This is a genomic window from Isoptericola hypogeus, assembly GCF_039531145.1.
Lineage (GTDB): Bacteria > Actinomycetota > Actinomycetes > Actinomycetales > Cellulomonadaceae > Isoptericola > Isoptericola hypogeus.
Genome location: NZ_BAAAPM010000008.1, coordinates 190,583 through 211,815, shown reverse-complemented (window position 1 = coordinate 211,815; position 21,233 = coordinate 190,583). Strand labels below are relative to the sequence as shown.

19 protein-coding genes, 1 tRNA gene and 1 riboswitch are annotated in these 21,233 nt (G+C 74.6%); of the genes, 4 read left to right on the top strand and 16 right to left on the bottom strand.

Going from position 1 to position 21,233, the window contains the following annotated elements:
- Positions 1–45 precede the first annotated feature (45 nt).
- Positions 46–330 (bottom strand): hypothetical protein, encoded by a 285-nt coding sequence (locus tag ABD254_RS16665; protein ID WP_344249727.1) that lies wholly within the window; start codon positions 328–330, stop codon positions 46–48.
- 610 nt (positions 331–940) lie between these two features.
- Here ABD254_RS16665 and ABD254_RS16660 point away from each other — a divergent pair.
- On the top strand, positions 941–2,428 hold the full coding sequence (locus ABD254_RS16660; RefSeq protein ID WP_344249726.1) for an esterase/lipase family protein: 1,488 nt from the start codon (positions 941–943) through the stop codon (positions 2,426–2,428).
- A gap of 83 nt (positions 2,429–2,511) precedes the next feature.
- Here ABD254_RS16660 and ABD254_RS16655 read toward each other — a convergent pair.
- The 10 genes from ABD254_RS16655 to ABD254_RS16610 all read right to left on the bottom strand — a co-directional run bounded on the left by ABD254_RS16655 (position 2,512) and on the right by ABD254_RS16610 (position 11,907).
- A tRNA-Pro gene (locus tag ABD254_RS16655) sits at positions 2,512–2,585 on the bottom strand.
- 78 nt (positions 2,586–2,663) lie between these two features.
- Positions 2,664–3,191, bottom strand: a complete 528-nt coding sequence (gene ribH, locus ABD254_RS16650; protein WP_344249725.1) for a 6,7-dimethyl-8-ribityllumazine synthase — start codon at positions 3,189–3,191, stop codon at positions 2,664–2,666.
- Positions 3,188–4,519, bottom strand: a complete 1,332-nt coding sequence (locus tag ABD254_RS16645; RefSeq protein WP_344249724.1) for a bifunctional 3,4-dihydroxy-2-butanone-4-phosphate synthase/GTP cyclohydrolase II — start codon at positions 4,517–4,519, stop codon at positions 3,188–3,190. The genes ribH and ABD254_RS16645 overlap by 4 nt, the downstream gene beginning before the upstream one ends.
- Positions 4,516–5,154, bottom strand: coding sequence for a riboflavin synthase (locus tag ABD254_RS16640; RefSeq protein WP_344249723.1), 639 nt, complete (start codon positions 5,152–5,154; stop codon positions 4,516–4,518). The genes ABD254_RS16645 and ABD254_RS16640 overlap by 4 nt, the downstream gene beginning before the upstream one ends.
- A 3-nt stretch (positions 5,155–5,157) precedes the next feature.
- Positions 5,158–6,258 carry a bifunctional diaminohydroxyphosphoribosylaminopyrimidine deaminase/5-amino-6-(5-phosphoribosylamino)uracil reductase RibD gene (ribD, locus tag ABD254_RS16635; RefSeq protein WP_344249722.1) on the bottom strand — a complete coding sequence of 367 codons (1,101 nt, stop codon included), beginning with the start codon at positions 6,256–6,258 and terminating at the stop codon, positions 5,158–5,160.
- A gap of 129 nt (positions 6,259–6,387) precedes the next feature.
- Positions 6,388–6,517, bottom strand: a riboswitch (FMN riboswitch).
- 125 nt (positions 6,518–6,642) lie between these two features.
- Complete coding sequence (locus ABD254_RS16630; protein WP_344249721.1) at positions 6,643–7,779, bottom strand: hypothetical protein; 1,137 nt, start codon at positions 7,777–7,779, stop codon at positions 6,643–6,645.
- 37 nt (positions 7,780–7,816) lie between these two features.
- Positions 7,817–9,403 carry a ribosome biogenesis GTPase Der gene (gene der / locus ABD254_RS16625; RefSeq protein ID WP_344249720.1) on the bottom strand — a complete coding sequence of 529 codons (1,587 nt, stop codon included), beginning with the start codon at positions 9,401–9,403 and terminating at the stop codon, positions 7,817–7,819.
- Between the two features lie 103 nt (positions 9,404–9,506).
- Entirely contained in the window at positions 9,507–10,211 is a 705-nt protein-coding gene (gene cmk / locus ABD254_RS16620) for a (d)CMP kinase (protein ID WP_344249719.1), read from the bottom strand.
- Between the two features lie 83 nt (positions 10,212–10,294).
- Entirely contained in the window at positions 10,295–11,233 is a 939-nt protein-coding gene (locus ABD254_RS16615) for a pseudouridine synthase (protein ID WP_344249718.1), read from the bottom strand.
- Between the two features lie 14 nt (positions 11,234–11,247).
- A complete protein-coding gene (locus tag ABD254_RS16610; RefSeq protein ID WP_344249717.1) occupies positions 11,248–11,907 on the bottom strand; it encodes a TetR/AcrR family transcriptional regulator in 660 nt (219 codons plus the stop codon).
- Positions 11,908–12,012: 105 nt separating this feature from the next.
- On the opposite strand from ABD254_RS16610, the gene ABD254_RS16605 reads away from it, so the two are divergent.
- Positions 12,013–12,435 (top strand): organic hydroperoxide resistance protein, encoded by a 423-nt coding sequence (locus ABD254_RS16605; RefSeq protein ID WP_344249716.1) that lies wholly within the window; start codon positions 12,013–12,015, stop codon positions 12,433–12,435.
- Between the two features lie 13 nt (positions 12,436–12,448).
- Here the strand turns inward: ABD254_RS16605 and scpB are convergent, their stop codons facing one another.
- From scpB to ABD254_RS16580, 5 genes are all read right to left on the bottom strand, one after another.
- Positions 12,449–13,237, bottom strand: a complete 789-nt coding sequence (gene scpB / locus ABD254_RS16600) for an SMC-Scp complex subunit ScpB (protein WP_425553841.1) — start codon at positions 13,235–13,237, stop codon at positions 12,449–12,451.
- Complete coding sequence (locus ABD254_RS16595; RefSeq protein ID WP_344249715.1) at positions 13,234–14,157, bottom strand: segregation and condensation protein A; 924 nt, start codon at positions 14,155–14,157, stop codon at positions 13,234–13,236. The genes scpB and ABD254_RS16595 overlap by 4 nt, the downstream gene beginning before the upstream one ends.
- 83 nt (positions 14,158–14,240) lie before the next feature.
- A complete protein-coding gene (locus ABD254_RS16590; protein WP_425553851.1) occupies positions 14,241–15,191 on the bottom strand; it encodes a ParA family protein in 951 nt (316 codons plus the stop codon).
- Positions 15,192–15,302: 111 nt separating this feature from the next.
- Positions 15,303–16,295 (bottom strand): site-specific tyrosine recombinase XerD, encoded by a 993-nt coding sequence (locus ABD254_RS16585; RefSeq protein WP_425553850.1) that lies wholly within the window; start codon positions 16,293–16,295, stop codon positions 15,303–15,305.
- A 117-nt stretch (positions 16,296–16,412) separates the two neighbouring features.
- Positions 16,413–17,414, bottom strand: coding sequence for a heme o synthase (locus ABD254_RS16580; protein ID WP_344249712.1), 1,002 nt, complete (start codon positions 17,412–17,414; stop codon positions 16,413–16,415).
- 415 nt (positions 17,415–17,829) lie between these two features.
- Between ABD254_RS16580 and tkt the strand changes: the two genes are divergently transcribed.
- Both tkt and tal read left to right on the top strand, forming a co-directional pair.
- Complete coding sequence (gene tkt / locus ABD254_RS16575) at positions 17,830–19,941, top strand: transketolase (protein WP_344249711.1); 2,112 nt, start codon at positions 17,830–17,832, stop codon at positions 19,939–19,941.
- A gap of 119 nt (positions 19,942–20,060) precedes the next feature.
- On the top strand, positions 20,061–21,185 hold the full coding sequence (gene tal, locus ABD254_RS16570) for a transaldolase (protein ID WP_344249710.1): 1,125 nt from the start codon (positions 20,061–20,063) through the stop codon (positions 21,183–21,185).
- Positions 21,186–21,233: the final 48 nt, after the last annotated feature.

Sequence of the window (21,233 nt, the reverse complement as noted above, 5' to 3'; positions counted from 1 at the left end):
CGCGCACGAAGGTGCGGAAGTCGCCGCGCTCGACGTGCAGGCGCCTCAGCCGCTCGGCGAGGGCGTCGGGCTCGCCGAGGGCGCCGGGCTCGCCGAGGGCCGGGCTCGCGGTCGAGCTCGCCGCCGCCGATGCCCGAGCGGGATGATCAGCTGCTCGACGTGTATGCCCTCGGGCGCCAGCGCGGCGTGCAGCATCTGCGCGTAGGCGCTCTCTCCCGCGACGCGGCCGAGCTCACGCACGCCGGGCAGTACCTGCTGCACGGCCGCGAAGGCGTCCTGGAGCACGGCCGTCAGCGCGGCCCGGTCGCGTGCGCCCGCGACGAGGTCCATGCGGTTGTTCTGGATGAATGTGGGGAGTGTTCCTCGTCCTCCGATTCCGGCAGCTGTCGATGGAAAGCTGCTGAGCGCGAACAGGCTGGCGAGCGGCGGATTCGAGCTCGAGTCGGCCGGTGCCGCGCTGACGACGGCCCGCGCCTACGCGCCAGTGCCGGGACTCGTCGCCCGTGCACTGGTCCGACATGCGAAGGAACGCGCGGACGACCTGATCGGCCTTCGGACCCTGTGGGTCGAGGACGACTCATCAGGGACAGGCACGAGCGGCGCTACTTCCGGGACGCCGGAGTCACCGTCGTCAACGGCGCCAGTGGGCGGCACCATCCGCCGCCCAACGGGCCGGGTGAAATGCCCACGCAGCGGATGAAATCCCGCCCCGCGCGAGGCAACGACGGCGCGCGGGCGTACCGTCGAATCTCGGAGCTCCGTGACGGCGCGGGGCGCGCGGGCTGGGGGCGTCATGGCGGCACCGCTGCGGCCACTGATTCTGGTACGAGGGTTTGGTGGGCCCGATCTCTCCGACGTCCAGGGCAGTCCATACCAAGGATTCAACGACGGCTCGGTCTATCCGAACCGTCGCGGCGAGAACTACATCTACGAGGGCTTCGTGCTGCGGGCGCTGAAATCCTCCACCTACCCCTACCGGGACGCCACCAACGTCGTGGGTTTCTATCCCGAGGACGTGGCGCCACCGGCGGAGCTCCGGACGCTCTCCGAGGACGACGTGCGGGGCACGGTGGTGCTCGACCCGGAGACGGAGGAACGGGTCCTCGCCTCGGGCGTCGGTGGCACGATCTGGGTCTACCGGTACTACGACCTGCAACCCCGCGCGCTCGAGCGCTACGGCGAGGGGCTCCAGCGTCTCGTCGAGCTGATCGAACGCTCCGCGCGGCGCCACGGCGAGCCGTTCTCCGGCGTGGACGTCGTCGCGCACAGCATGGGCGGGCTCGTGGTGCGGGAAGGCCTGCGCAGCATGCAGCAGGAGCAGGACGGATCGGCCCGGCGTCTGGTGCACCGCGTGGTCACGCTCGGCACGCCGCACCGCGGCATCGCCTTCCAGCGTGCGCCCGCGTGGTTGCTGCGGATGCTGCCGCTGCTCGAGAAGGCGGAGCGCGAGCTGTCGGCGTTCGACCCGAGCAAGACGGCGTTCACCGAGTGGGCGAGATGCTTCGACGTGAAGCGGGTCCTGACCGTGGTGGGCACCAACCACCGCACCTACGGCGCCGCTGCCGCCTCGTTCGCCAACCGGCTGAGCACGTTGATCGATGAAGGAACCCTCGCGACCAACCGCAGCGACGGCCTCGTCAAACAGGCGTCCGCGCAGCTGCCCGGGGCGCCACGGACCTTCGTTCACAAGTGCCACGGAGGCCCGGACTCGCTGGTCACGTCGCGGGAGGCCTACGAGATCGCCATGCGCTTCTTCCACGGCTCGCACAAGGTGTCGCTGTGGCTGGACCAGGCCGAGGTCAGCCGCGGTGCTGACCTCTTCGGGCGGAGCGAGTTCTACCTCGGCGTGTCGATCAAGCCGCGATTCGTGGACTTCGAGCTCCTGCACCAGAGCGCCGAGGCCGAGAACTGCTACGGGCCCTTCCGTCGCGCCGATCTCTCGGACGATCTGCACGATCTCGAGACCGAGCTCGGCAAGCCGCTCGCGGAGTTCGGTGACAGGACGACGGGCTGGGCGGGGACCGATCGCCTGGTGTGGGAGGGCTGGATCGACTCGGGCCTCGCAGCCGACCCGAGCACAGCATCCACCAGGGCGCCGGCGCAGGGCCTGGTGTTCCGTCTCGACATCTACGTCGGTGAGCGTGACACCTACGGGATCGGGTTCTCCGACAACGTCGTCTTCCGCAAGCAGTACTACGCGCAGGTGTTCCCCGGCGCACCGTGGGAGCTGTACGTGCACACCGGCGAGAGATACCTGGGAACCGATGCGTCCGCCGGCCACGACTCGGTCAGCGCGCTCGCCGAACGTTCCGCGGGCGCCGAGATCCAGGAGGCGGTCGCAGTGCCCGGCCGTCCGGAGGAACGGACCTTCCGGGTCGGGGGGACCGGCTTCGGAGCGACCTTCCGGCTCCGTGTCGAGGAGGCCTGACCCCGGACGCCAATCTGATGAGCGGTTCAAGTTTCGGAAACACTTCAGGCCTGGGATTCCGCAGAATCCCAGGCCTGATTCGGTCGGGCTGACAGGATTTGAACCTGCGACCCCTTGACCCCCAGTCAAGTGCGCTACCAAGCTGCGCCACAGCCCGATCGTCCCGCTCCGTGCTGCCTGCGTGCAGGCGGCCACGTCGAGGTCCGACGTCGGCCCCGGAGGGCCGACGGAAATACTACCCCAGGTCGGGCGCTGCTCCGGCATCGACCCGGGGCCCGGCGGGAGGCGCCGCCCCGACCTCCGCCAGCACCCGCGCCGTCGCCAGCGCGGCGGCGGCGGCCTCGTAGCCCTTGTCCTCGTGCGACCCGTCGAGCCCGGCCCGATCGAGGGCCTGCGCCTCGTCGTCGCACGTCAGCAACCCGAAGCCCACGGGCACGGTGTGGTCGAGCGCCACCCGGCTGAGACCGTCGGTCGCGGCCGCGCACACGTAGTCGAAGTGCGGCGTGCCGCCGCGGATCACGACGCCCAGCGCGACGACGGCGTCGTACCCGGCGGCCGCGAGCGCCTGGGCGGCGACCGGCAGCTCGAACGACCCGGGCACGCGCACGACCCTCGCCCCGAGGACGCCGTGGTCCGCGCACGCCCGCAGCGCGCCGTCGAGCAGACCGTCCATCACGGTCCTGTGCCAGCTCGCGGCCACGACCGCGACCCGCAGGTCGGAGCAGTCGACCGGCGCCGTGGTCGGCGCCCCGGCCCCGCTCATCGGACGGCCCCGGCAGCGGCGGGCAGGGTGGTGTGCGTCATCGTTCCTCCGTCGTTCTCGTGCTCGGTCTCGCGGGAGCCCTGGGCCGGGACCCCGCCCAGGTGCGGCAGGTCGTGGCCCATGCGGTCGCGCTTGGTGCGCAGGTAGTCGTGGGCCCGCGGGCCCGCGGGCACGGCGAGCGGCAGCCGTTCGACGACGTCCACTCCCCCCTCGGCCAGCCCGTGCACCTTGGCCGGGTTGTTGGTGAGCAGCCGCACCTGCCGGGCGCCGAGGTCCCGCAGGACGTGCGCCGCCGGCGTGTAGTCGCGCGCGTCGGCAGGCAGGCCCTGGCTGAGGTTGGCGTCCACGGTGTCGAGCCCGGCGTCCTGCAGCGCGTACGCGGCGAGCTTGGCCGCCAGGCCGATCCCCCGCCCCTCGTGCCCGCGCTGGTAGACGACGACGCCGCGCCCGGCCGCCACGACGCGCCGCAGCGACTCGTCGAGCTGCGGGCCGCAGTCGCAGCGCAGGCTGCCGAACGCGTCTCCGGTCAGGCACTCCGAGTGCACCCGGGCCAGCACCGGCCCGCCCGCGGCGTCGCCGAGCCCGTCCAGGTCGCCGGCGACAAGCGCCACGTGCTCGTCCCCGGTGAGCGTGTCGCGGTAGGCGACCGCGGTGAGGTCGCCGTGCCGGGTGGGCAGCGCGGTGACGGCGACCCGCTCGACGAGCACCTCGGTGGCGCGCCGGTACGCGGCGAGGTCGGCCACGCTGATCAGCGTGAGCCCGTGCGCCTCGGCGAGCTCGCGCAGGGCCGGCCGGCGCATCATGGTGCCGTCGTCGTGCACGAGCTCGGCGAGCACGCCGGCCGTACCCCGGCCTGCCAGGCGGGCGAGGTCGACGGCGGACTCCGTGTGCCCGGGCCGCTCCAGCACGCCGCCCGGCCGCGCACGCAGCGGCAGCACGTGGCCGGGCCGGGTGAGGTCGGCTGCCTCGGACGACGCCGAGGCGAGCACGCGCGCCGTGCGTGCGCGGTCCGCGGCGCTGATCCCGGTCGTCACCCCGCGCGCGGCGTCGACGGTCACCGTGTACGCGGTGCGGTAGGCGTCCTGGTTCTCGGCCACCATGAGCGGCAGGCGCAGCCGGTCGAGCTCGTCGCCCGCCACGCCGACGCAGACCAGCCCGCTCGAGTGCCGCACGAGGAACGCCATGAGCTCGGGCGTCGCGGCGTCAGCGGCGAAGATGAGGTCGCCCTCGTTCTCCCGGTTCGCGTCGTCCATGACGACGACGGCTCGGCCGGCGGCGACGTCGGCGACCGCCCGGCCGACGCGTTCCAGCACCGCCCCGGCGCTCATCGGGCCACCCCGCCCGCGACGGCCCCGGCAGCGGGACCTGCGGCCACACCCGCGGCCAGGTGCCGCTCGACGTACTTGCTCAGCACGTCCACCTCGAGGTTCACGGCCTCGCCCACGGCGCGGTGCCCGAGCGTCGTGCGCGCGAGCGTCTCGGGGATGAGGCTCACGGTGAACGACGCGTCGCCGGCGTGCACGACGGTGAGGCTCACGCCGTCGACCGCGATCGACCCCTGCGCCACGACGTACCGCGCGAGACGCGCCGGCAGCGCGATCTCCACGACCTCCCACCGTGTGCCGGGCGTGCGCGAGAGCACGGTGCCGACGGCGTCGACGTGCCCCTGCACGACGTGCCCGCCGAGCCGGCCGCCCGCCGCGAGCGCCCGCTCCAGGTCGACCCGGTCGCCCGGTCGCCGCGCCCCCAGGCTGGTGCGCCGCAGGGTCTCGGCCATGAGGTCGGCGGTCCACGCCCCGTCCTCGATGCCGGCCACCGTCAGGCAGCAGCCGTCGACGGCGATCGAGTCGCCTGGCCTGGTGCCGTCCAGCACGGTCCGGGCGGCGACGGTCAGCCGCGCCCCGTCGTCCTGCACGTCGAGCCGGACGACGGTGCCGAGCTCCTCCACGATCCCGGTGAACATGGCTCAGCTCTCCTTCCGCGGCCGCAGCGTCAGCCGCACGGTGGTGGTGTCGGTGGGGTCGTCGGCGTCCGCGGCGAGGACCGTGGCGTCGAGCAGGTCGAGCCGCGCGGCGTCCGCGATGGTGCCCGTCCCGAGGTCGGCGACGGCGGGCTTGCCGAGCCCGATCAGGACCGGCGCGACGTACGCGACGACCTCGTCGACGAGGCCGGCGCGCCAGAACGCGGCGGCGAGCGTCGGCCCGCCCTCGAGGAGCACGCGGCGGTGCTCGCGGGCCCACAGGGCGTCCAGGACCGCGTGCGGGTCCCGGGTGCGCAGGTGGTGGACGGGCTCGCCCGCGGCAGCAGCGCGGGCGAGCCGGGAGGACGTCGGGAGGTCGCGCAGCCCGACGACGACCCGCGCGGGCTGTTCCCCGGCGAGCGGCGCGTGCCGCACGGTGAGGTCGGGGTCGTCCGCGAGCGCGGTCCCGGTCCCCACGAGGACGGCGTCGACGCCGGCGCGCAGCCGGTGCACGTCGTACCGGGCGGAGCGCCCGGTGATCCAGCGCGACGTGCCGTCGGCCGCGGCGGAGCGGCCGTCGAGGCTTGCGGCGAGCTTCCAGGTGACGAGGGGGCGGCCGAGCTCGACGGCGCGGGTCCAGCCGGCGTTGAGCGCGCGCGCCTCGTCGGCGAGCAGCCCGCCGACGACGTCGACCCCGGCGGCCCGCAGCCGCGCCGCGCCGCCGGCCGCGGCGGGGTTGGGGTCGCGCTGGGCGTGCACGACGCGCGCCACCCCCGCGTCCAGCAGGGCGTCGGCGCACGGGCCGGTGCGGCCGTGGTGCGCGCACGGCTCGAGGGTGACGACGGCGGTCGCGCCGCGGGCGGCGTCGGGGCCGTGGGCGGAGCGGGCCTGCAGGAGGGCGTCGACCTCGGCATGGGCGGTGCCCGCCCCGCGGTGGTGGCCCTCGGCGAGCACGGTGCCGTCCGGGGCGAGCAGGACGCAGCCCACGCGCGGGTTCGGCCCCCGGGAGGGGCCGTGCGCGGCGAGCTCCAGCGCCCGCCGCATCGCGGCGCGCTCGGCCGTGGTCGCCCCGGCGGCTTCAGCCGTCGTTTCGGCCGGCTGCGTCATGTCCCTGCCCCTGTCGTCCGGTCGCGGACCCCGGAGCAGGAAGGCAGGGGGACGGGTCGCCGTCCGGCGGGCCCGTCACCGAGGACGGGTGCGCCGACGTCGGGTCGGCGGCAGGCCGGACGGGAGCCGTCGCGTGCGCTTCCCATCCGGACTTTGACCGTCGGTCCAGGAGTTCCACCTGGTCAACCGGTCACTGGCAGTGACCGGGTCGCGGACTTTCACCGCCGGTTCGGAGTTTCACCGACCCCAGAGCACGCGAGCTTGTCGCTCGTCCCGCTGACCGTGCCACGGCGCCCGGGATGCTGGCAAGTCGGAGTGACGCACCTCTCGTGCCGGCGGCCGGGCGCGGCGGCCCGGGGCAGGCAGGCTGCCGACGCGATCAGGTCAGGATCGCGGTGCCGCGTCCTCGCGCCGACCGCGGCCCGGCCGCTCGGCCCGCCGCTCGTCGTCCCGGCCGAGCGCGACGCCCAGCGCGGCGAGCACCGCCAGGTCCACCACGAGCCCGGCCACGGCCACCCACTGCACCGCCCGGAACGCCAGGAGCTGCGTGACCAGCAGGCTCACCAGCACGCCGCGACGTACCCACACGGCGCCCGCGCGGTGGTCGCCCGCACCCACCAGCAGGCCCGCGACGACGCACGCCACCGTCCCCGCGACGGCGGCAAGGATCCCGGCACCGACCCAGGTCGGGACGTCCACGTCCCCCCTCACGACGCGGAGCCCGACCACCAGCGCCCCGGCAGCCGTCCCGAGGACCGCGACGACCACGACCACGGCCGCCCACCGGTGCTCGAGCGCGCCGGCGCACCACGACGCCGCCCGCCGCACGAGCCCCCGCACCGGGTCCGGGACCACCTCGTCGTCGCGGGGGACGGCCTCGACGAGCGCCGCGACCTCGTCGGCGCCCGGCTCGCCCCGCCCGCGCTCGACGAGCGACCGTGCCTCCGCCCGGTCGGCGTCCGTGAACCCGCCGGCGACCCCGGCCACGGCCCGGTCGGTGGCCACCGCCAGGTACTCGGCCGGGTGGTGCGCCCGCCGACCGTGCAGCGCCTCCACGAGCAGCACGAGGACGACCACGACGGCGTAGATGAGGGCGGCGGTCGGCGCGTAGAAGTAGTCGTTGTCGGAGGTGACGAACTTGCCGATCTCGTCGACGAACAGGCCGAAGCCCACCCCGCCCAGCACGGCGCCGAGCGAGCGCAGCACCGGCCCGACCCACGACAGCAGCACGACCACCGCGAGCGCCATGCCGAGGCCGCCCCAGAGCACGTGCGCGACGTGCAGGCCGCCGCCGCCCACCTGCGGGTATCCGGAAGCCGCGAGGAGGAATCGCGTGACGAGCACCGTCGCGACGCTCACGACGAGGAACGTGACGAGGTGACGCACGGCCGACGTGTCCCGGGCGACGCCGAGGCGCAGCAGCCGCCCGCGGCGCGGGAGCGGGTCGCCACCCGGCCGGCGCTCGGCGCCCGGCCGGTCGTCACGCCCCCGGCCGCGTCCGGTCCGGGACGGGGTGGTCATCGTCGTCCTCTCCCCTGCCTGCCGATGCGATCGACGCTCAGCGGCGGCGCTTCTCCCGCACACGCACGCTGATCTCGATGGGCGAGCCCTCGAACCCGAACGTCTCGCGCAGACGGCGCTCGATGAAGCGCCGGTAGCCCGCCTCGATGAAGCCCGTGGCGAAGATCACGAAGCGCGGCGGGCGGGTGGACGCCTGGGTGCCGAACAGGATGCGCGGCTGCTTGCCGCCCCGAAGCGGGTGCGGGTGCGCGGCCACGAGCTCGCCGAGGAACGCGTTGAGGCGCCCGGTCGGGATGCGCATGTCCCACGACTCGAGCGACGTCTCGAGGGAGCGCGCGATCCGGTCGGTGTGCCATCCGGTGCGCGCGGAGACGTTCACCCGCGGGGCCCACTGGACCTGCACCAGGTCCTTCTCGATCTCGCGCTCGAGGTACGGGCGACGGTCGTCGTCCATGAGGTCCCACTTGTTGTACGCGATCACGAGCGCGCGGCCCGCGTCCACGACCTGGGAGATGACGCGCGTGTCCTGCTCTGTCATCGGCTGGGACGCGTCCACCAGGACGACGGCGACCTCGGCCTTCTCGATCGCCGCCTGCGTGCGCAGGGACGCGTAGAAGTCCGCGCCGCGCGTCTGGTGCACCCGGCGACGGATGCCCGCCGTGTCGACGAACCAGTACGGCACGCCCTTGATCTGCACGAGCTCGTCGACAGGGTCGCGGGTGGTGCCCGCGACCTCGTCGACGACGACGCGCTCGGAACCCGCGATCTTGTTGAGCAGCGACGACTTGCCGACGTTGGGGCGCCCGATCAGCGCGACGCGGCGCGGGCCCTCCGGGCGCAGCTCGGCGTGCGCGGACGTGGTGGGCAGCGCCTTCATCGCGGCGTCCAGCAGGTCGCCGGTGCCGCGCCCGTGCAGCGCGGAGATCGGGTGCGGCTGGCCGAGGCCCAGCGCCCACAGGTACGCGGCGTCGGCCTCGCCGGACGGCCCGTCCACCTTGTTCGCGCACAGCACGACGGGCTTGCCCGAGCGGCGCAGCAGCTCCACCACCCGCTCGTCCGTCGAGGTGGCGCCCACCGTCGCGTCGACGACGAACAGCACGGCGTCCGCCAGCGCGACGGCGACCTCGGCCTGCTCCGCCACCTTGGACTCGATGCCGGCGACGTCGACCTCCCAGCCGCCCGTGTCGACGAGCGTGAACTCGCGCCCGGACCACTCGCCCGGGTAGCTCACGCGGTCGCGGGTGACGCCCGGCTTGTCCTCCACGACGGCCTCGCGGCGGCCGAGGATGCGGTTGACCAGCGTCGACTTGCCGACGTTCGGCCGGCCCACGACCGCCAGCACCGGCAGCGGGGCCCGGCCCGGACCGGCGCCGTCCTCGGCCCACTCCGCGTCGAGCAGGGCCCGGTCGGTGTCGTCGAGCTCGAAGTCCTCCAGCCCGGCACGCAGGGCGCGCTCGCGGGCCGCGTCGTCGTCCTCGCCGCCGGCGAGGGGCACGTCGTCGACGGCGACGACGGGCTCGGCGACCGGCTCGACGCCGGGCTCGACGTCCGGCGCCTCGACGTCGGGCGTCGGCTCGTCGGCGGGCGCGGCAGCAGGATAGGAGCCGTCGGCAGAAGGGGTCATGGGAGCCATTCTCCCAGGACCGGACGCGTGTCACGAACGAGACCCCCGTCACCCGGCGCGGCGGGCGGGGGACGGGGGTCTCGAGAGGGCGGTCGCGTGCCCCTCAGGCGGTGACCTGCCCGACGACGGCGAGGACGGCGTCGACGGTCTGGTCGAAGTCCAGCTCCGAGGAGTCCACGGTGACCACGCCGTCGGCGGCGACGTGGAACTGGCTCACGGTGGCGTCGTCGCGGTCGCGCCGCAGCACCTGGTCGCGGGTGGCCTCGACGGCGGAGTCGTCGGCGGCCCCGTGCACCTCCAGGGAGCGGCGGCGCAGCCGGGCCTCCTCGCTGGCGGTGAGCAGGACACGCGCGTCGGCGTCGGGCGCGACCACGGTCGTGATGTCGCGCCCCTCGGCCACGATGCCGCGCCCCGCGGCGAAGCCCTCGGGGGCCTGCTCGGCCTCGATGACCTGGCGCTGGCGGCGGCGGAGCTCCGCGCGCACGTCCAGGTTCGTCGCGACGGCCGAGACGGCCGTGGACACCTCGGTGGTGCGGATCGCCTCCGCCACGTCGCGCCCGTCCAGGTGCACTGTGGGCCCGCTCGGGTCCAGGCCCATCTCGAGCGGCATGACCCGGACCGCGTGCGCGACGGCCGCCTGGTCCGACAGGTCCGTCCCGCGCCCGACGCACCACAGCGTCGCCGCCCGATACATCGCCCCGGTGTCGAGGTACGCGAGCCCGAGCCGGGCGGCCACCGCCTTGGAGACGCTGGACTTGCCGGATCCGGAGGGACCGTCGACGGCGATGACGACCACGTGACTGCTCACCTTCTGTCGTTGTGCTTCGGTTGTCGTGCGCGCCTGCGCGAGGCGTTGCGGGTGTTCGGGGTCTGCTCGGCGCGGTCCGCCGGTCACATGTCGACGGAGCGCATCAGGGTGCCGAGCTCGGTGCGCCCGAGCACCCGCGAGCGCCCGGCCCGCAGGTCGCCGAGCGCGATCGGGCCGATGCGCGTGCGCACCAGACGGGTCACCGGGAAGCCGACGGCGTCGAGCATGCGGCGCACGATGCGGTTGCGGCCCTCGTGCAGCACGACCTCGAGCATGGTCGCCCCCGGCATCGCGTCCACGACGCGCACCTTGTCCATGCGCGCCGGGCCGTCCTCCAGCTCGACGCCGGACGTGAGCGCCTTTGCGTGGCGCGGGTGGAAATCCCCGCCGCCGACGGACACCAGGTAGGTCTTGGGGATCTCGTACCGCGGGTGCGCGAGCCGGTTGGCCAGCTCGCCGTCGTTGGTCAGCAGCAGCAGGCCCTCGCTGTCGGCGTCGAGGCGGCCCACGTGGAACAGCCGCTCCGGCCGGTCCTTCACCAGGTCGCCCACGGACGGCCGCCCGTCGGGGTCGCTCATCGTCGACACGACGCCGAGCGGCTTGTTCAGCACCAGCGTCACCTTGGAGGCGTCGAGCTGGACGCGCAGACCGTCCACGTGCACCGCGGCCGTCGCCGGGTCGACACGCACGCCGAGCTCCGTCACCAGGACGCCGTCGACCTCGACGTGGCCCTCCGCGATGAGCTCCTCGCACTTGCGGCGCGAGCCGAGCCCCGCCTGCGCGAGCACCTTCTGCAGCCGCACGCCGTCGGCGACGTGCACGTCCCGGTCGTCGTCGGCGCCGGTGCCGGCCCGCGGCGGCCGGCTCGGTCGCTGGGGCTTGCTCGATCGCTGCGGCTTGCTCGACCCCGCTCCCCGCCGGGAAGATCCGCGGGGGCCGCCGGGCTGCTGCCGGGCGCCGTCCGACGGCTGGCCGGAGGGACGGGGGGTGCGGCGGCTCCCGCCGCGGCGTTCGGTGCTCATGGTCACCGATTCTCTCAGGTCACGCCGGTCCTGCCGGACGTGACGCCTCCCGGACCTCCTGCGGCCCGGCGGTGCGCGGCCAGCACGGCGGCGAACGCGCCCGCCAGCCTCGGTCCGACTGCTGTCGCGTCCCCCATGTCGCCGCACACCATGGCACCGTCGCGGACCATCATCAGCTCCGCCGCGGCCGCGTCCGGCTCGGGGGCGCCGGCGCCCCGCGCGACGCCGGCGAAGAAGCCCGCGTACGACGCGCGGTGCCGCGCGACGACGGCGCGCGCGGGATGGTCCGCGTCGGCGAGCTCCGCCCCCGCGTTCACGAAGGAGCAGCCGCGGAACCGCGGGCCGGCCGCCAGCTCGCCGAGGACGGCGGCGAGCGCGGCGAGCGCCGCGTCCGGGTCGCCGGCGTGCGCGCGCCGAAGCTCGTCGAGGAGCGCGCGCTCGCGCTCGGCGACGGCCTCCAGGTACGCGACGACGAGGTCGTCCTTCGTGGGGAAGTGTCGGTAGAAGGTGACCTTGGACACGCCGGCCGCGGCGATCACCTTGTCGGCGCTCACTGCTCGGACGCCGCCCGAGTAGAACAGCGCGCCCCCGGCGTGGAGGATGCGCGCCCGGACACCTCCGCGGCGCGAGTGCGCCCGCTCGGGCTCCGTCGGCGCCGCCGCCATGGCCCCCATGTCCCCCACCTCTTTCTCGCGCTGGCTGTCGCGCACCGGCTGCTTGCGGCAACGATCGCCGGGTGGTCTAGTAGACGAACTAGTAACTCTACCGAGGAGGAGCGCATGTCCGCCATCTACACCGCCGTCGCGACGGCCACGGGCGAGGGACGCGACGGCAGGTCGCGCTCGGACGACGGGCTGCTGGACGTCGAGCTCGCCGTCCCGAAGGAGATGGGGGGCTCGGGCGGGGCCACCAACCCCGAGCAGCTCTTCGCGGCGGGCTACGCCGCCTGCTTCCACTCCGCCCTCAAGCTGGTCGCGCGCCGGGACAAGGCGACGGTCGCAGACTCCGCCGTCGTCGCCGAGGTAGCGCTCCTGCCGACCGACGATGGCGGCTTCCGCCTCGGCGTCGCGCTGCACGCCGAGATGAGCGGCGTCGACCAGGCGACCGCGGACGCGCTCGTGCACGCCGCGCACCAGGTGTGCCCCTACTCGAACGCCACGCGCGGCAACATCGACGTGACCGTCGACGCCACGGTCGCCTGAGCGACCTGCCCCGTCACGACCCGGGCGAGTCGTCGACCCGCCCGAGCACGACGCGCGTCGAGGAGGGGTCGAGGCCGACCGCCTCCTCGACGCCCGGCAGGTGCGGGGCGAGCGGCGGCAGCTCGTCGAGCGACGACCAGCCTATACGGTCGAGGAACTCGCCCGTGGTGCCGAACAGGACGGCGCCGCTCAGCGGGTCCTGTCCCATCTCGGCGATGAGGCCGCGCGCCACCAGGGTGCGCACCACCCCGTCGACGTTCACCCCTCGCACCGCGGAGATCTGGCCGCGCGTCACCGGCTGGCGGTAGGCGACGACGGCGAGGGTCTCGAGCGCGGCCTGGCTCAGCCGGGCCGACTGCCCCTCGAGCACGAACGCGCCGACCACGTCCGCGTGGTCGCGCGAGGAGTACACCCGCCAGCCGCCGGCGCCCTCCCGCAGGTCGAAGCCCCGCGGCCTGCCGCCGAGCTCGCCCCGGTACTCCGCCGCGAGCTCGGCCAGCACCCGGGACACCTCCGGCACCGGACGCCCGACGCCGGCCGCGAGCCGCTCGACCGGCACCGGGCCCTCGGCCACCATCAGCACCGCCTCGAGGGCGGCCGGGAGCCCGCCGGGAAGGTCGTCCACGTCCACGTCGACGGGCTCGGGCGCCTCGACCTCGACCTCGACCTCGACCTCGACCTCGACGGGAGCGTCGGTCGGGCCAGCCGCCGCGGCGTCTTCCGCCCGGTCGGCGTCCACCACGGCCTCGTCGTGCGCCGTCCCGTCGTGCACCGTCTCTTCGCGTACCGCCTGTGAGCTCACGCCGCCCCTCCCTGCATCGACGGCGCCGTCGCGGGCACCGCACCGTCCGGATCGCCGTCGAACTCCTCGAAGCCTGCCGCGAACGCCGCGTCGTCGCCGTCCGCCGCGTCCTCGCGGTCGGTCGCGGTCCATCGCACCGTGAGCTCGCCCAGCGGCGCGGCCTGCTCGAACGCGACCTGGCCCGAGCGGAACAGCTCCAGGAGCGCCAGGAAGCGCGCCACGGCCACCAGCCGCTCCTCGCCCGCGACGAGCGCGCGGAACGTCGACACGTGGTCCCGCCGCAGCCGCCGCGCGACGACCCCGGCCTGCTCGCGGACGCTCACGGCCGGGGCGTGCAGGTGGTCGAGCGCCACCACCGGCGGCAGCCGCGGCTCGAGGGCCCGGGCCGCGAGCTCGCCCAGTCGGGCCCCGTCCAGCGTCCAGACCAGTTCCGGCAGGAGGGCGGCCAGCTCGGGCTCCAGCGGCACCGACCGCGGCACACGCCGCCCCTCCGTGGCGAGGCGCTCGGCCAGCAGGCCCGAGACCTCCTTGTACGCGCGGTACTGCAGCAGCCGGGCGAAGAGGAGGTCACGCGCCTCGAGCAGCTCGAGGTCCTCGCCGTCCTCCTCGACGACGCCGGGCAGCAGGCGCGCCGCCTTGAGGTCGAGCAGGGTCGCCGCCACCACCAGGAACTCGCTGGCGGTCCCCAGGTCCCAGGACGGGTGCTCCTCGCCCCGGTCCGCCGCGGCGCGCGCCGCCTGGTCGGCGGCGCGGATGTGGGCGACGAACTCGTCCGTCACGGCCGCGAGCGCCACCTCCGTGACGTCCAGCTCGTGCTTGGCGATCAACGACAGCAGCAGGTCGAACGGGCCGCTGAAGTTCTCCAGGTGGACCTCGAAGCCGGCGGCCCGCGGTGGGTCCTGGACCTCCGCCTCAGGCACGGTGCGATCCCGCCCGAGGCCGGCGCTCAGTCTCGGCCTGGTCGTGCTCGAGGCCGCGGCTCGTCTGCGGCCTCACCTCCGCCTCAGGCGGCGTCGCCGCGGGCGACGAGCTCACGGGCCAGCTGGCGGTAGGCGGCGGCGCCGGCGTGCGTCGGCGCGTAGTTGGTGATCGGCTCCGCCGCGACGGACGCGTCGGGGAACTTCACGGTGCGCCCGATGATCGTGTGGAGCAGCGTGTCGCCGAAGGCCTCGTGCACGCGGGCCACGACCTCGCGGGAGTGCAGCGTCCGCGCGTCGTACATCGTGGGCAGGATGCCGTCGACCTCCAGCGCCGGGTTGAGCCGGTCGCGCACCTTCTCGATCGTCTCGACGAGCAGCGCCACGCCGCGCAGCGCGAAGAACTCGCACTCCAGCGGGATGAGCACGCCGTGCGCCGCGGTGAGCGCGTTGACGGTGAGCAGGCCCAGCGAGGGCTGGCAGTCGACGAGGATCACGTCGTAGTCGTCGAGGGCCGGACGCAGCGCCCGGGCCAGGACCGACTCGCGCGCGACCTCCCCGACGAGCTGCACCTCGGCCGCCGACAGGTCGATGTTCGCGGGCAGCACGTCGAGGCCGTCGATCGCGGTGGGCTGGAGCACGTCGGTGAACGTGACGTCCCGCTCCATGAGGAGGTTGTAGACGCTCAGCTCGAGGTCGTGCGGGTTGACCCCGACGCCGACCGAGGCCGCGCCCTGGGGGTCGAAGTCGACGAGCAGCACGCGGCGGCCGTACTCCGCGAGGGCGGCCCCCAGGTTGATCGTCGTCGTGGTCTTGCCCACCCCGCCCTTCTGGTTGCACATCGCCACGATGCGGGCCGGGCCGTGCGACGCCAGCGGCGACGGGTCCGGGAAGTCGGGCACCGTGCGGCCGACGACGTCCGTGCGGGGTTCGTCGGGACTGCCGTCGCCGGCGGCGCCGAAGAGCGGCGTCCCGTTGGCCTGACGCGCCGCCGGACCGGCGGTCGGTGAGGCGTCGCTCGTGGTCGTCTGCGTCATGGTGTCGCTCCCGAGTCCCTCGCTCACGCCCGTCACGCTACCCCAGCCCTCCCCGGGCGCCGTGCGGCGCGCCGGGCGCGCCGCGCATCGTCCCGAGGGGCCCCGGGGACGTCATCCCAGGGCCCGCGGGTGGGCCGCCGCGTACACCTCGCGGAGCGTGTCGGGCGTGACCATGGTGTAGATCTGCGTGGTCGTCACCGACGCGTGGCCGAGCAGCTCCTGCACGACGCGCACATCGGCCCCGCCGGCCAGCAGGTGCGTCGCGAACGAGTGCCGCAGCGTGTGCGGCGACACGTGCTGCGTCAGCCCGGCGCGCTCCGCGGCGCCCTGCAGCACCGCCCAGGCGCTCTGCCGGGACAGCCGCGCCCCGCGGGTGTTGAGGAAGAGCGCGGCCGTGCCGCTCCCGGCCGACGCCAGCGGCGACCGGGCCCGCACGAGGTAGGCCTCCAGCGCGGACCGGGCGAACGATCCCACCGGGACCACCCGCTCCTTGTCCCCCTTGCCGCGCAGCCGGACCGTCCCGCCCGCGACGCCGTCCCCGAGGCCGCTGCCGTGCCCTGCCCCGTGGTCGCCCAGGACCCCGTCGACGTCGTCGACGTCGAGCCCCACGACCTCGCTGATGCGCCCGCCGGTGGAGTACAGCAGCTCGAGCAGCGACCGGTCCCGCAGCGGTACCGGCCCCTCCCCCGTTCCCGCGGCGTCGAGCAGGCGGGCGACGTCGTCGACCGACAGGGCGTGCGGGAGGCGGCGCAGGGTGCTCGGCGCGGACACCCGCGCGGCCGGGTCGCTCGCGCTCAGGCCCTCGGCGTGCGCGAACCGGTGCCAGCCGCGCACGGCCGCCAGGGCGCGCGCCGTCGACGACGCCGAGAGCGCCGCCGAGCCGTCCGCCCCCTGCCGCAGCACCGTGACGTAGCCCGTGACGTCGGCCTCGGCCACCTCGTCCAGGCGGCCGCGCCCCGTCCTGGCCAGGTGGGTCGCGTAACGACCGAGGTCACGGCGGTACGCCGCGAGCGTGTTCGCCGACAGGCCGCGCTCCACGCCGAGGTGCGCGAGGTAGTCGCGCAGCGGCGCCGCGAGCCCGGGCACGCGGTCGAGATCGGTCACGGTCGGCACAGCCCCATCATGCCTGCGTCCTCGGCGCTCCCGGAGCAGTCCCGGCAGCGCGTCGGCCGGATCGGCGTCAGGTGCGAGGGTCAGGGCGCGACGGTCGGGGTGAGCGCGTCAGAGCGGCAGGAAGACGTCCACGGCGACCGCGATGAACAGCAGGGTGAGGTACGTGATCGACCCGTGGAAGACCTTCATCGCACCGAGCTTGCCGCGCTCGGGGTGGTCGGCCCGCCGCAGCATCGCGACGACGAGCCCCAGGAACCACGCCCCCAGGCCGACGGCGACCACGGTGTAGACCCAGGACATGCCCGCCAGCGGCACGAGCGCGAGCGAGCAGGCGATCATCGCCACGGTGTGCGCGACCATCTCGATCGCGACCCGCCGGTCGGTGGCGACCACGGGCAGCATCGGCACGCCGGCGTTGGCGTAGTCCTTCTTGAACTTGACCGACAGCGGCCAGTAGTGCGGCGGGGTCCAGAAGAAGATCACGCCGAACAGCGCGAGCGCGGACCAGCTGAGCGTCCCGGTGACCGCCGCCCAGCCGATGAAGACGGGCATGCAGCCGGCGATGCCGCCCCACACGATGTTCTGCGGCGTGCGCCGCTTGAGGATCATCGTGTAGCCGACGACGTAGATCGCGATCGCGGCGAAGGTCAGCCACGCCGACGGGACGTTGACCAGCAGCGCGAACCACAGCAGCGACACGACGCCCAGCGCCGTGGCGAACACGAGCGCGGCCCGGGGCGTGATCTCCCCGGTGGCCAGCGGGCGCCGCTTGGTCCGGTTCATCACCTGGTCGATGTCGCGGTCCAGATAGCAGTTGAAGACGTTCGCGGACGCGGCCGCGAGGGTGCCGCCGACGAGCGTCTTGACCACGAGCCACAGGTCCGGGAGCCCGTTCTCGGCGAGGATCATCGTGGGCAGCGTGGTGACGAGCAGCAGCTCGATGATCCGCGGCTTCGTCAGCGCGACGTAGGCGCCGAGCCGGCCCCGCCACCCAGTGCGCGGCGCACCGGGCCCGGATGCCCGCTCGGATCCGGCACGCTCCCGGCGGGCCCGCACCGCCGCGCGGGTGGGCGCCTGTGGGTGGGACGTCGTGGTGCTCGTGGTGCTCACGCGCGTGCTTGTCCGTTCTCGGCTGGGGGTCCGGGGAGCTCGGGCGACGAGGAACCGTCGCCGCCTCATCGTACGACGACGTGTTCGCCCAGGTGGCCCAGGGCGACACCGGACGCCTGTGAGAAATCCCGCGGGCCGCGCCGGGACGTCCCTCGCGACGGCGCGGGCCCGGTCCGGGCCCATCTGGTGGGACGGAACGCCGGGGACGGGCGCGCAGGGAACCCTCCGGGCTAGGGTGGTGCTGCACGCGGCAGGAGCCCGGGGCAGGCCCGTCGGCCCGGTCCGCTTCATCGGCCCGGCCGTCGTGCCGGCCGATGCGTCCCCGATCCTCGTGGTCGGCACGCGCCGGCGCCCGGTACCGGCAGAGCAGCAGCAAGCACCCGGGGCAGGCCCCGGGCAGGAAAGAGGCACATCTGTGAACGCGTTCGACCCCTCCGTCGCCCCGCTCGAGTGGAACGACCTCGACGACCGCGCGGTGAAGACCATCAAGGCGCTGGCGGCGGACGCCGTGGAGAAGGTCGGCAACGGCCACCCCGGCACCGCGATCTCGCTGGCCCCCGCCGCGTATCTGCTGTTCCAGAAGACGATGCGCCACGACCCGTCCGACCCCCACTGGGTCGGTCGTGACCGGTTCGTCCTGTCGGCCGGCCACTCGTCCCTCACGCTGTACCTGCAGCTGTTCCTCGCCGGCTACGGCATGGAGATGTCCGACCTCGAGGCGCTGCGCACCTGGGGCTCCCAGACCCCCGGCCACCCGGAGTACCGGCACACCCGCGGGGTCGAGATCACCACCGGCCCGCTGGGCCAGGGCCTGGCCTCGTCCGTCGGCATGGCCATGGCGGCCCGCCGCGAGCGCGGCCTGCTCGACCCCGACGCCGCGCCGGGCGAGTCGCCGTTCGACCACCACGTCTACGTCATCGCGTCGGACGGCGACCTCCAGGAGGGCGTCACCTCCGAGGCCTCGTCCCTCGCCGGCACGCAGAAGCTCGGCAACCTCGTGGTGATCTGGGACCAGAACAAGATCTCGATCGAGGACGACACCGACATCTCGTTCACCGAGGACACCCTGGCGCGCTACGCCGCCTACGGCTGGCACACGCAGGCGGTCGACTGGACGCAGGGCGGCACCGGCTACGCGGAGGACGTGGACGCGCTCGCCGCGGCCCTCGACGCCGCGAAGGCCGAGACCGACCGGCCCTCCTTCATCGCGCTGCGCACCATCATCGGCTGGCCGTCGCCCACCAAGCAGAACACGGGCGGCATCCACGGCTCGGCCATGGGCGCCGACGAGGTGGCCGGCCTCAAGACCGCCCTCGGGCTCGACCCCGAGGCGACCTTCCACATCGACGAGGACGTGCTGTCGTACACGCGCGCCGTCGCCGAGCACCAGGCCGACCAGCGGGCCGCCTGGGACCGGTCGTTCGAGGCGTGGAAGACCGCCGCCCCCGAGGCCGCCGCGCTCCTCGAGCGCCTCACCGCCCGGGAGCTCCCGGACGGCTGGGCCGACGCGCTGCCGCAGTTCGACGCCTCGGAGAAGGGCGTCGCGACTCGCGCCGCCTCCGGCAAGGTGCTCAGCGCCCTCGCCGACGTCCTCCCGGAGCTGTGGGGCGGCTCGGCCGACCTCGCCGGCTCGAACAACACGACGATGGACGGCCAGCCGTCGTTCATCCCGGTCGAGCACGCGACCAAGAAGTTCCCGGGCCACGAGTACGGCCGCACGCTGCACTTCGGCATCCGCGAGCACGGCATGGGCGCGATCCTCAACGGCATCGTGCTGCACGGCCTGACCCGCCCCTACGGCGGCACGTTCCTGCAGTTCGCGGACTACATGCGGGCCTCGGTCCGCCTCGCGGCCCTCATGGAGATCCCGACGACGTTCGTGTGGACGCACGACTCGATCGGCCTCGGCGAGGACGGCCCCACCCACCAGCCGGTCGAGCACCTCGCGGCGCTTCGCGCCATCCCGGGCCTCGACGTCGTGCGCCCCGCCGACGCGAACGAGACGGCGTGGGCCTGGCGCGGCATCATCGAGAACACCGCCAACCCGGCCGGCATCGTGCTGACCCGCCAGAACGTCCCGACCTACCCGCGCGGCGCGGAGGGCTACGCGCCGGCCGAGGGCACCCTCAAGGGCGGCTACACGCTCCTGGACACGGACGGCACGCCGGACGTCGTCCTCGTCGGCACCGGCTCCGAGGTGCAGCTGGCCGTCGAGGCGCGCGAGATCCTCGCCGCCGAGGGGGTCGCCGCCCGCGTGGTGTCGATGCCGAGCCGCGAGTGGTTCGACAAGCAGGACGCCGCGTACCGCGAGTCGGTCCTGCCGCCCGCCGTGCGGGCGCGCGTCTCCGTCGAGGCGGGCGTGGCCCAGGGCTGGCGCGAGATCGTCGGCGACGCCGGCCGCAGCGTCTCGCTCGAGCACTACGGTGCCTCGGCCGACTACCAGACGCTGTACCGCGAGTTCGGCATCACGGCGGAGGCCGTGGCCGCCGCGGCCCGCGAGTCGATCGCGGCCGCCGGCGGCGCCTGACGCCCGCACGGGGTGGTCGCGCTCGGGCGCGACCACCCCGCCCCGCGTCGGCGCCGGGTCGCCCCGGCGTCGACGCAGCAGCACCCCACATGGCGGCAACGAGAGGGAAGGCAAGCCCGATGACCGAGAACCCCACCGACCCGGTCCGACCGACGCAGCGGCTCAGCGAGGCGGGCGTCTCCATCTGGCTCGACGACCTGTCCCGCCAGCGCCTCGACACCGGCAACCTCGCCGAGCTGGTCACCACCCGCGACGTCGTCGGCGTCACCACCAACCCCACGATCTTCGCCAAGGCCTTGTCCGTCGGTGACGCCTACGCCGGTACGCTCGCCGAGCTGGCCGGGACCGACGTCGAGCCGGCGGTCGAGCGCATCACCACCGACGACGTGCGCGCCGCCGCCGACGTGCTGCGCGGCGTGTACGACGCGACGGGGACGGTCGACGGGCGCGTGTCGATCGAGGTCGACCCCCGCCTCGCCCGGGACACGGCCGCGACGGTCGCCACCGCGAAGCGGCTCTGGGCGACGGTGGACCGGCCGAACGTCATGATCAAGATCCCGGCCACGGTCGAGGGCCTCCCCGCCATCACCGCGGTGCTCGCCGAGGGCATCAGCGTCAACGTCACGCTGATCTTCTCGATCGAGCGGTACCGGGCGGTGATGGACGCGTTCCTCGCCGGCCTGGAGCAGGCCCGCGCGAACGGCCACGACCTGGCCCCGATCGGCTCGGTCGCCTCCTTCTTCGTCTCCCGGGTCGACGCGGCGGTGGACAAGGCCCTGGAGGGCGTCGGCACCGACGAGGCGCTGGCGCTGCGGGGCAAGGCCGCCGTCGCGAACGCGCGGCTCGCCTACGCGGCGTACGAGGAAGTCGTCGCCTCCGAGCGCTGGCAGGCCCTGGCCGGCGCGGGCGCGCACCCGCAGCGCCCGCTGTGGGCCTCGACCGGCGTCAAGGACCCGACGTACCGCGACACCCTCTACATCGACGAGCTGGTCGCCCCCGGCGTCGTCAACACCATGCCGCAGGCCACCCTCGACGCCTTCGCGGACCACGGCCTGGTCGTCGGCGACACGGTCTCGGGCGCGGCGCAGGAGTCGGCCGCGACCATCGCCGCCATCGAGGCGCAGGGCATCTCGATGGCCGAGGTGACCAGGCAGCTCGAGGACGAGGGCGTGCACAAGTTCGAGGTGAGCTGGGACGAGCTGCTCACCACGACCAAGACCGGCCTCGACGCCGCGGGCGCCTGACGCCGGCGCTCCGCGCGCCGGCGGTATCCGCACCAGCACCAGCACGAC

Coding starts and splice junctions, on each gene's coding strand:
- ABD254_RS16665 (WP_344249727.1), bottom strand. CDS start 330: ATGGACCTCGTCGCGGGCGCACGCGACCGGGCCGCGCTGACGGCCGTG.
- ribH (WP_344249725.1), bottom strand. CDS start 3,191: ATGAGCGGGGCCGGGGCGCCGACCACGGCGCCGGTCGACTGCTCCGAC.
- ABD254_RS16645 (WP_344249724.1), bottom strand. CDS start 4,519: ATGAGCGCCGGGGCGGTGCTGGAACGCGTCGGCCGGGCGGTCGCCGAC.
- ABD254_RS16640 (WP_344249723.1), bottom strand. CDS start 5,154: ATGTTCACCGGGATCGTGGAGGAGCTCGGCACCGTCGTCCGGCTCGAC.
- ribD (WP_344249722.1), bottom strand. CDS start 6,258: ATGACGCAGCCGGCCGAAACGACGGCTGAAGCCGCCGGGGCGACCACG.
- ABD254_RS16630 (WP_344249721.1), bottom strand. CDS start 7,779: ATGACCACCCCGTCCCGGACCGGACGCGGCCGGGGGCGTGACGACCGG.
- der (WP_344249720.1), bottom strand. CDS start 9,403: ATGACCCCTTCTGCCGACGGCTCCTATCCTGCTGCCGCGCCCGCCGAC.
- ABD254_RS16615 (WP_344249718.1), bottom strand. CDS start 11,233: ATGAGCACCGAACGCCGCGGCGGGAGCCGCCGCACCCCCCGTCCCTCC.
- ABD254_RS16610 (WP_344249717.1), bottom strand. CDS start 11,907: ATGGGGGCCATGGCGGCGGCGCCGACGGAGCCCGAGCGGGCGCACTCG.
- ABD254_RS16605 (WP_344249716.1), top strand. CDS start 12,013: ATGTCCGCCATCTACACCGCCGTCGCGACGGCCACGGGCGAGGGACGC.
- ABD254_RS16590 (WP_425553851.1), bottom strand. CDS start 15,191: ATGACGCAGACGACCACGAGCGACGCCTCACCGACCGCCGGTCCGGCG.
- tal (WP_344249710.1), top strand. CDS start 20,061: ATGACCGAGAACCCCACCGACCCGGTCCGACCGACGCAGCGGCTCAGC.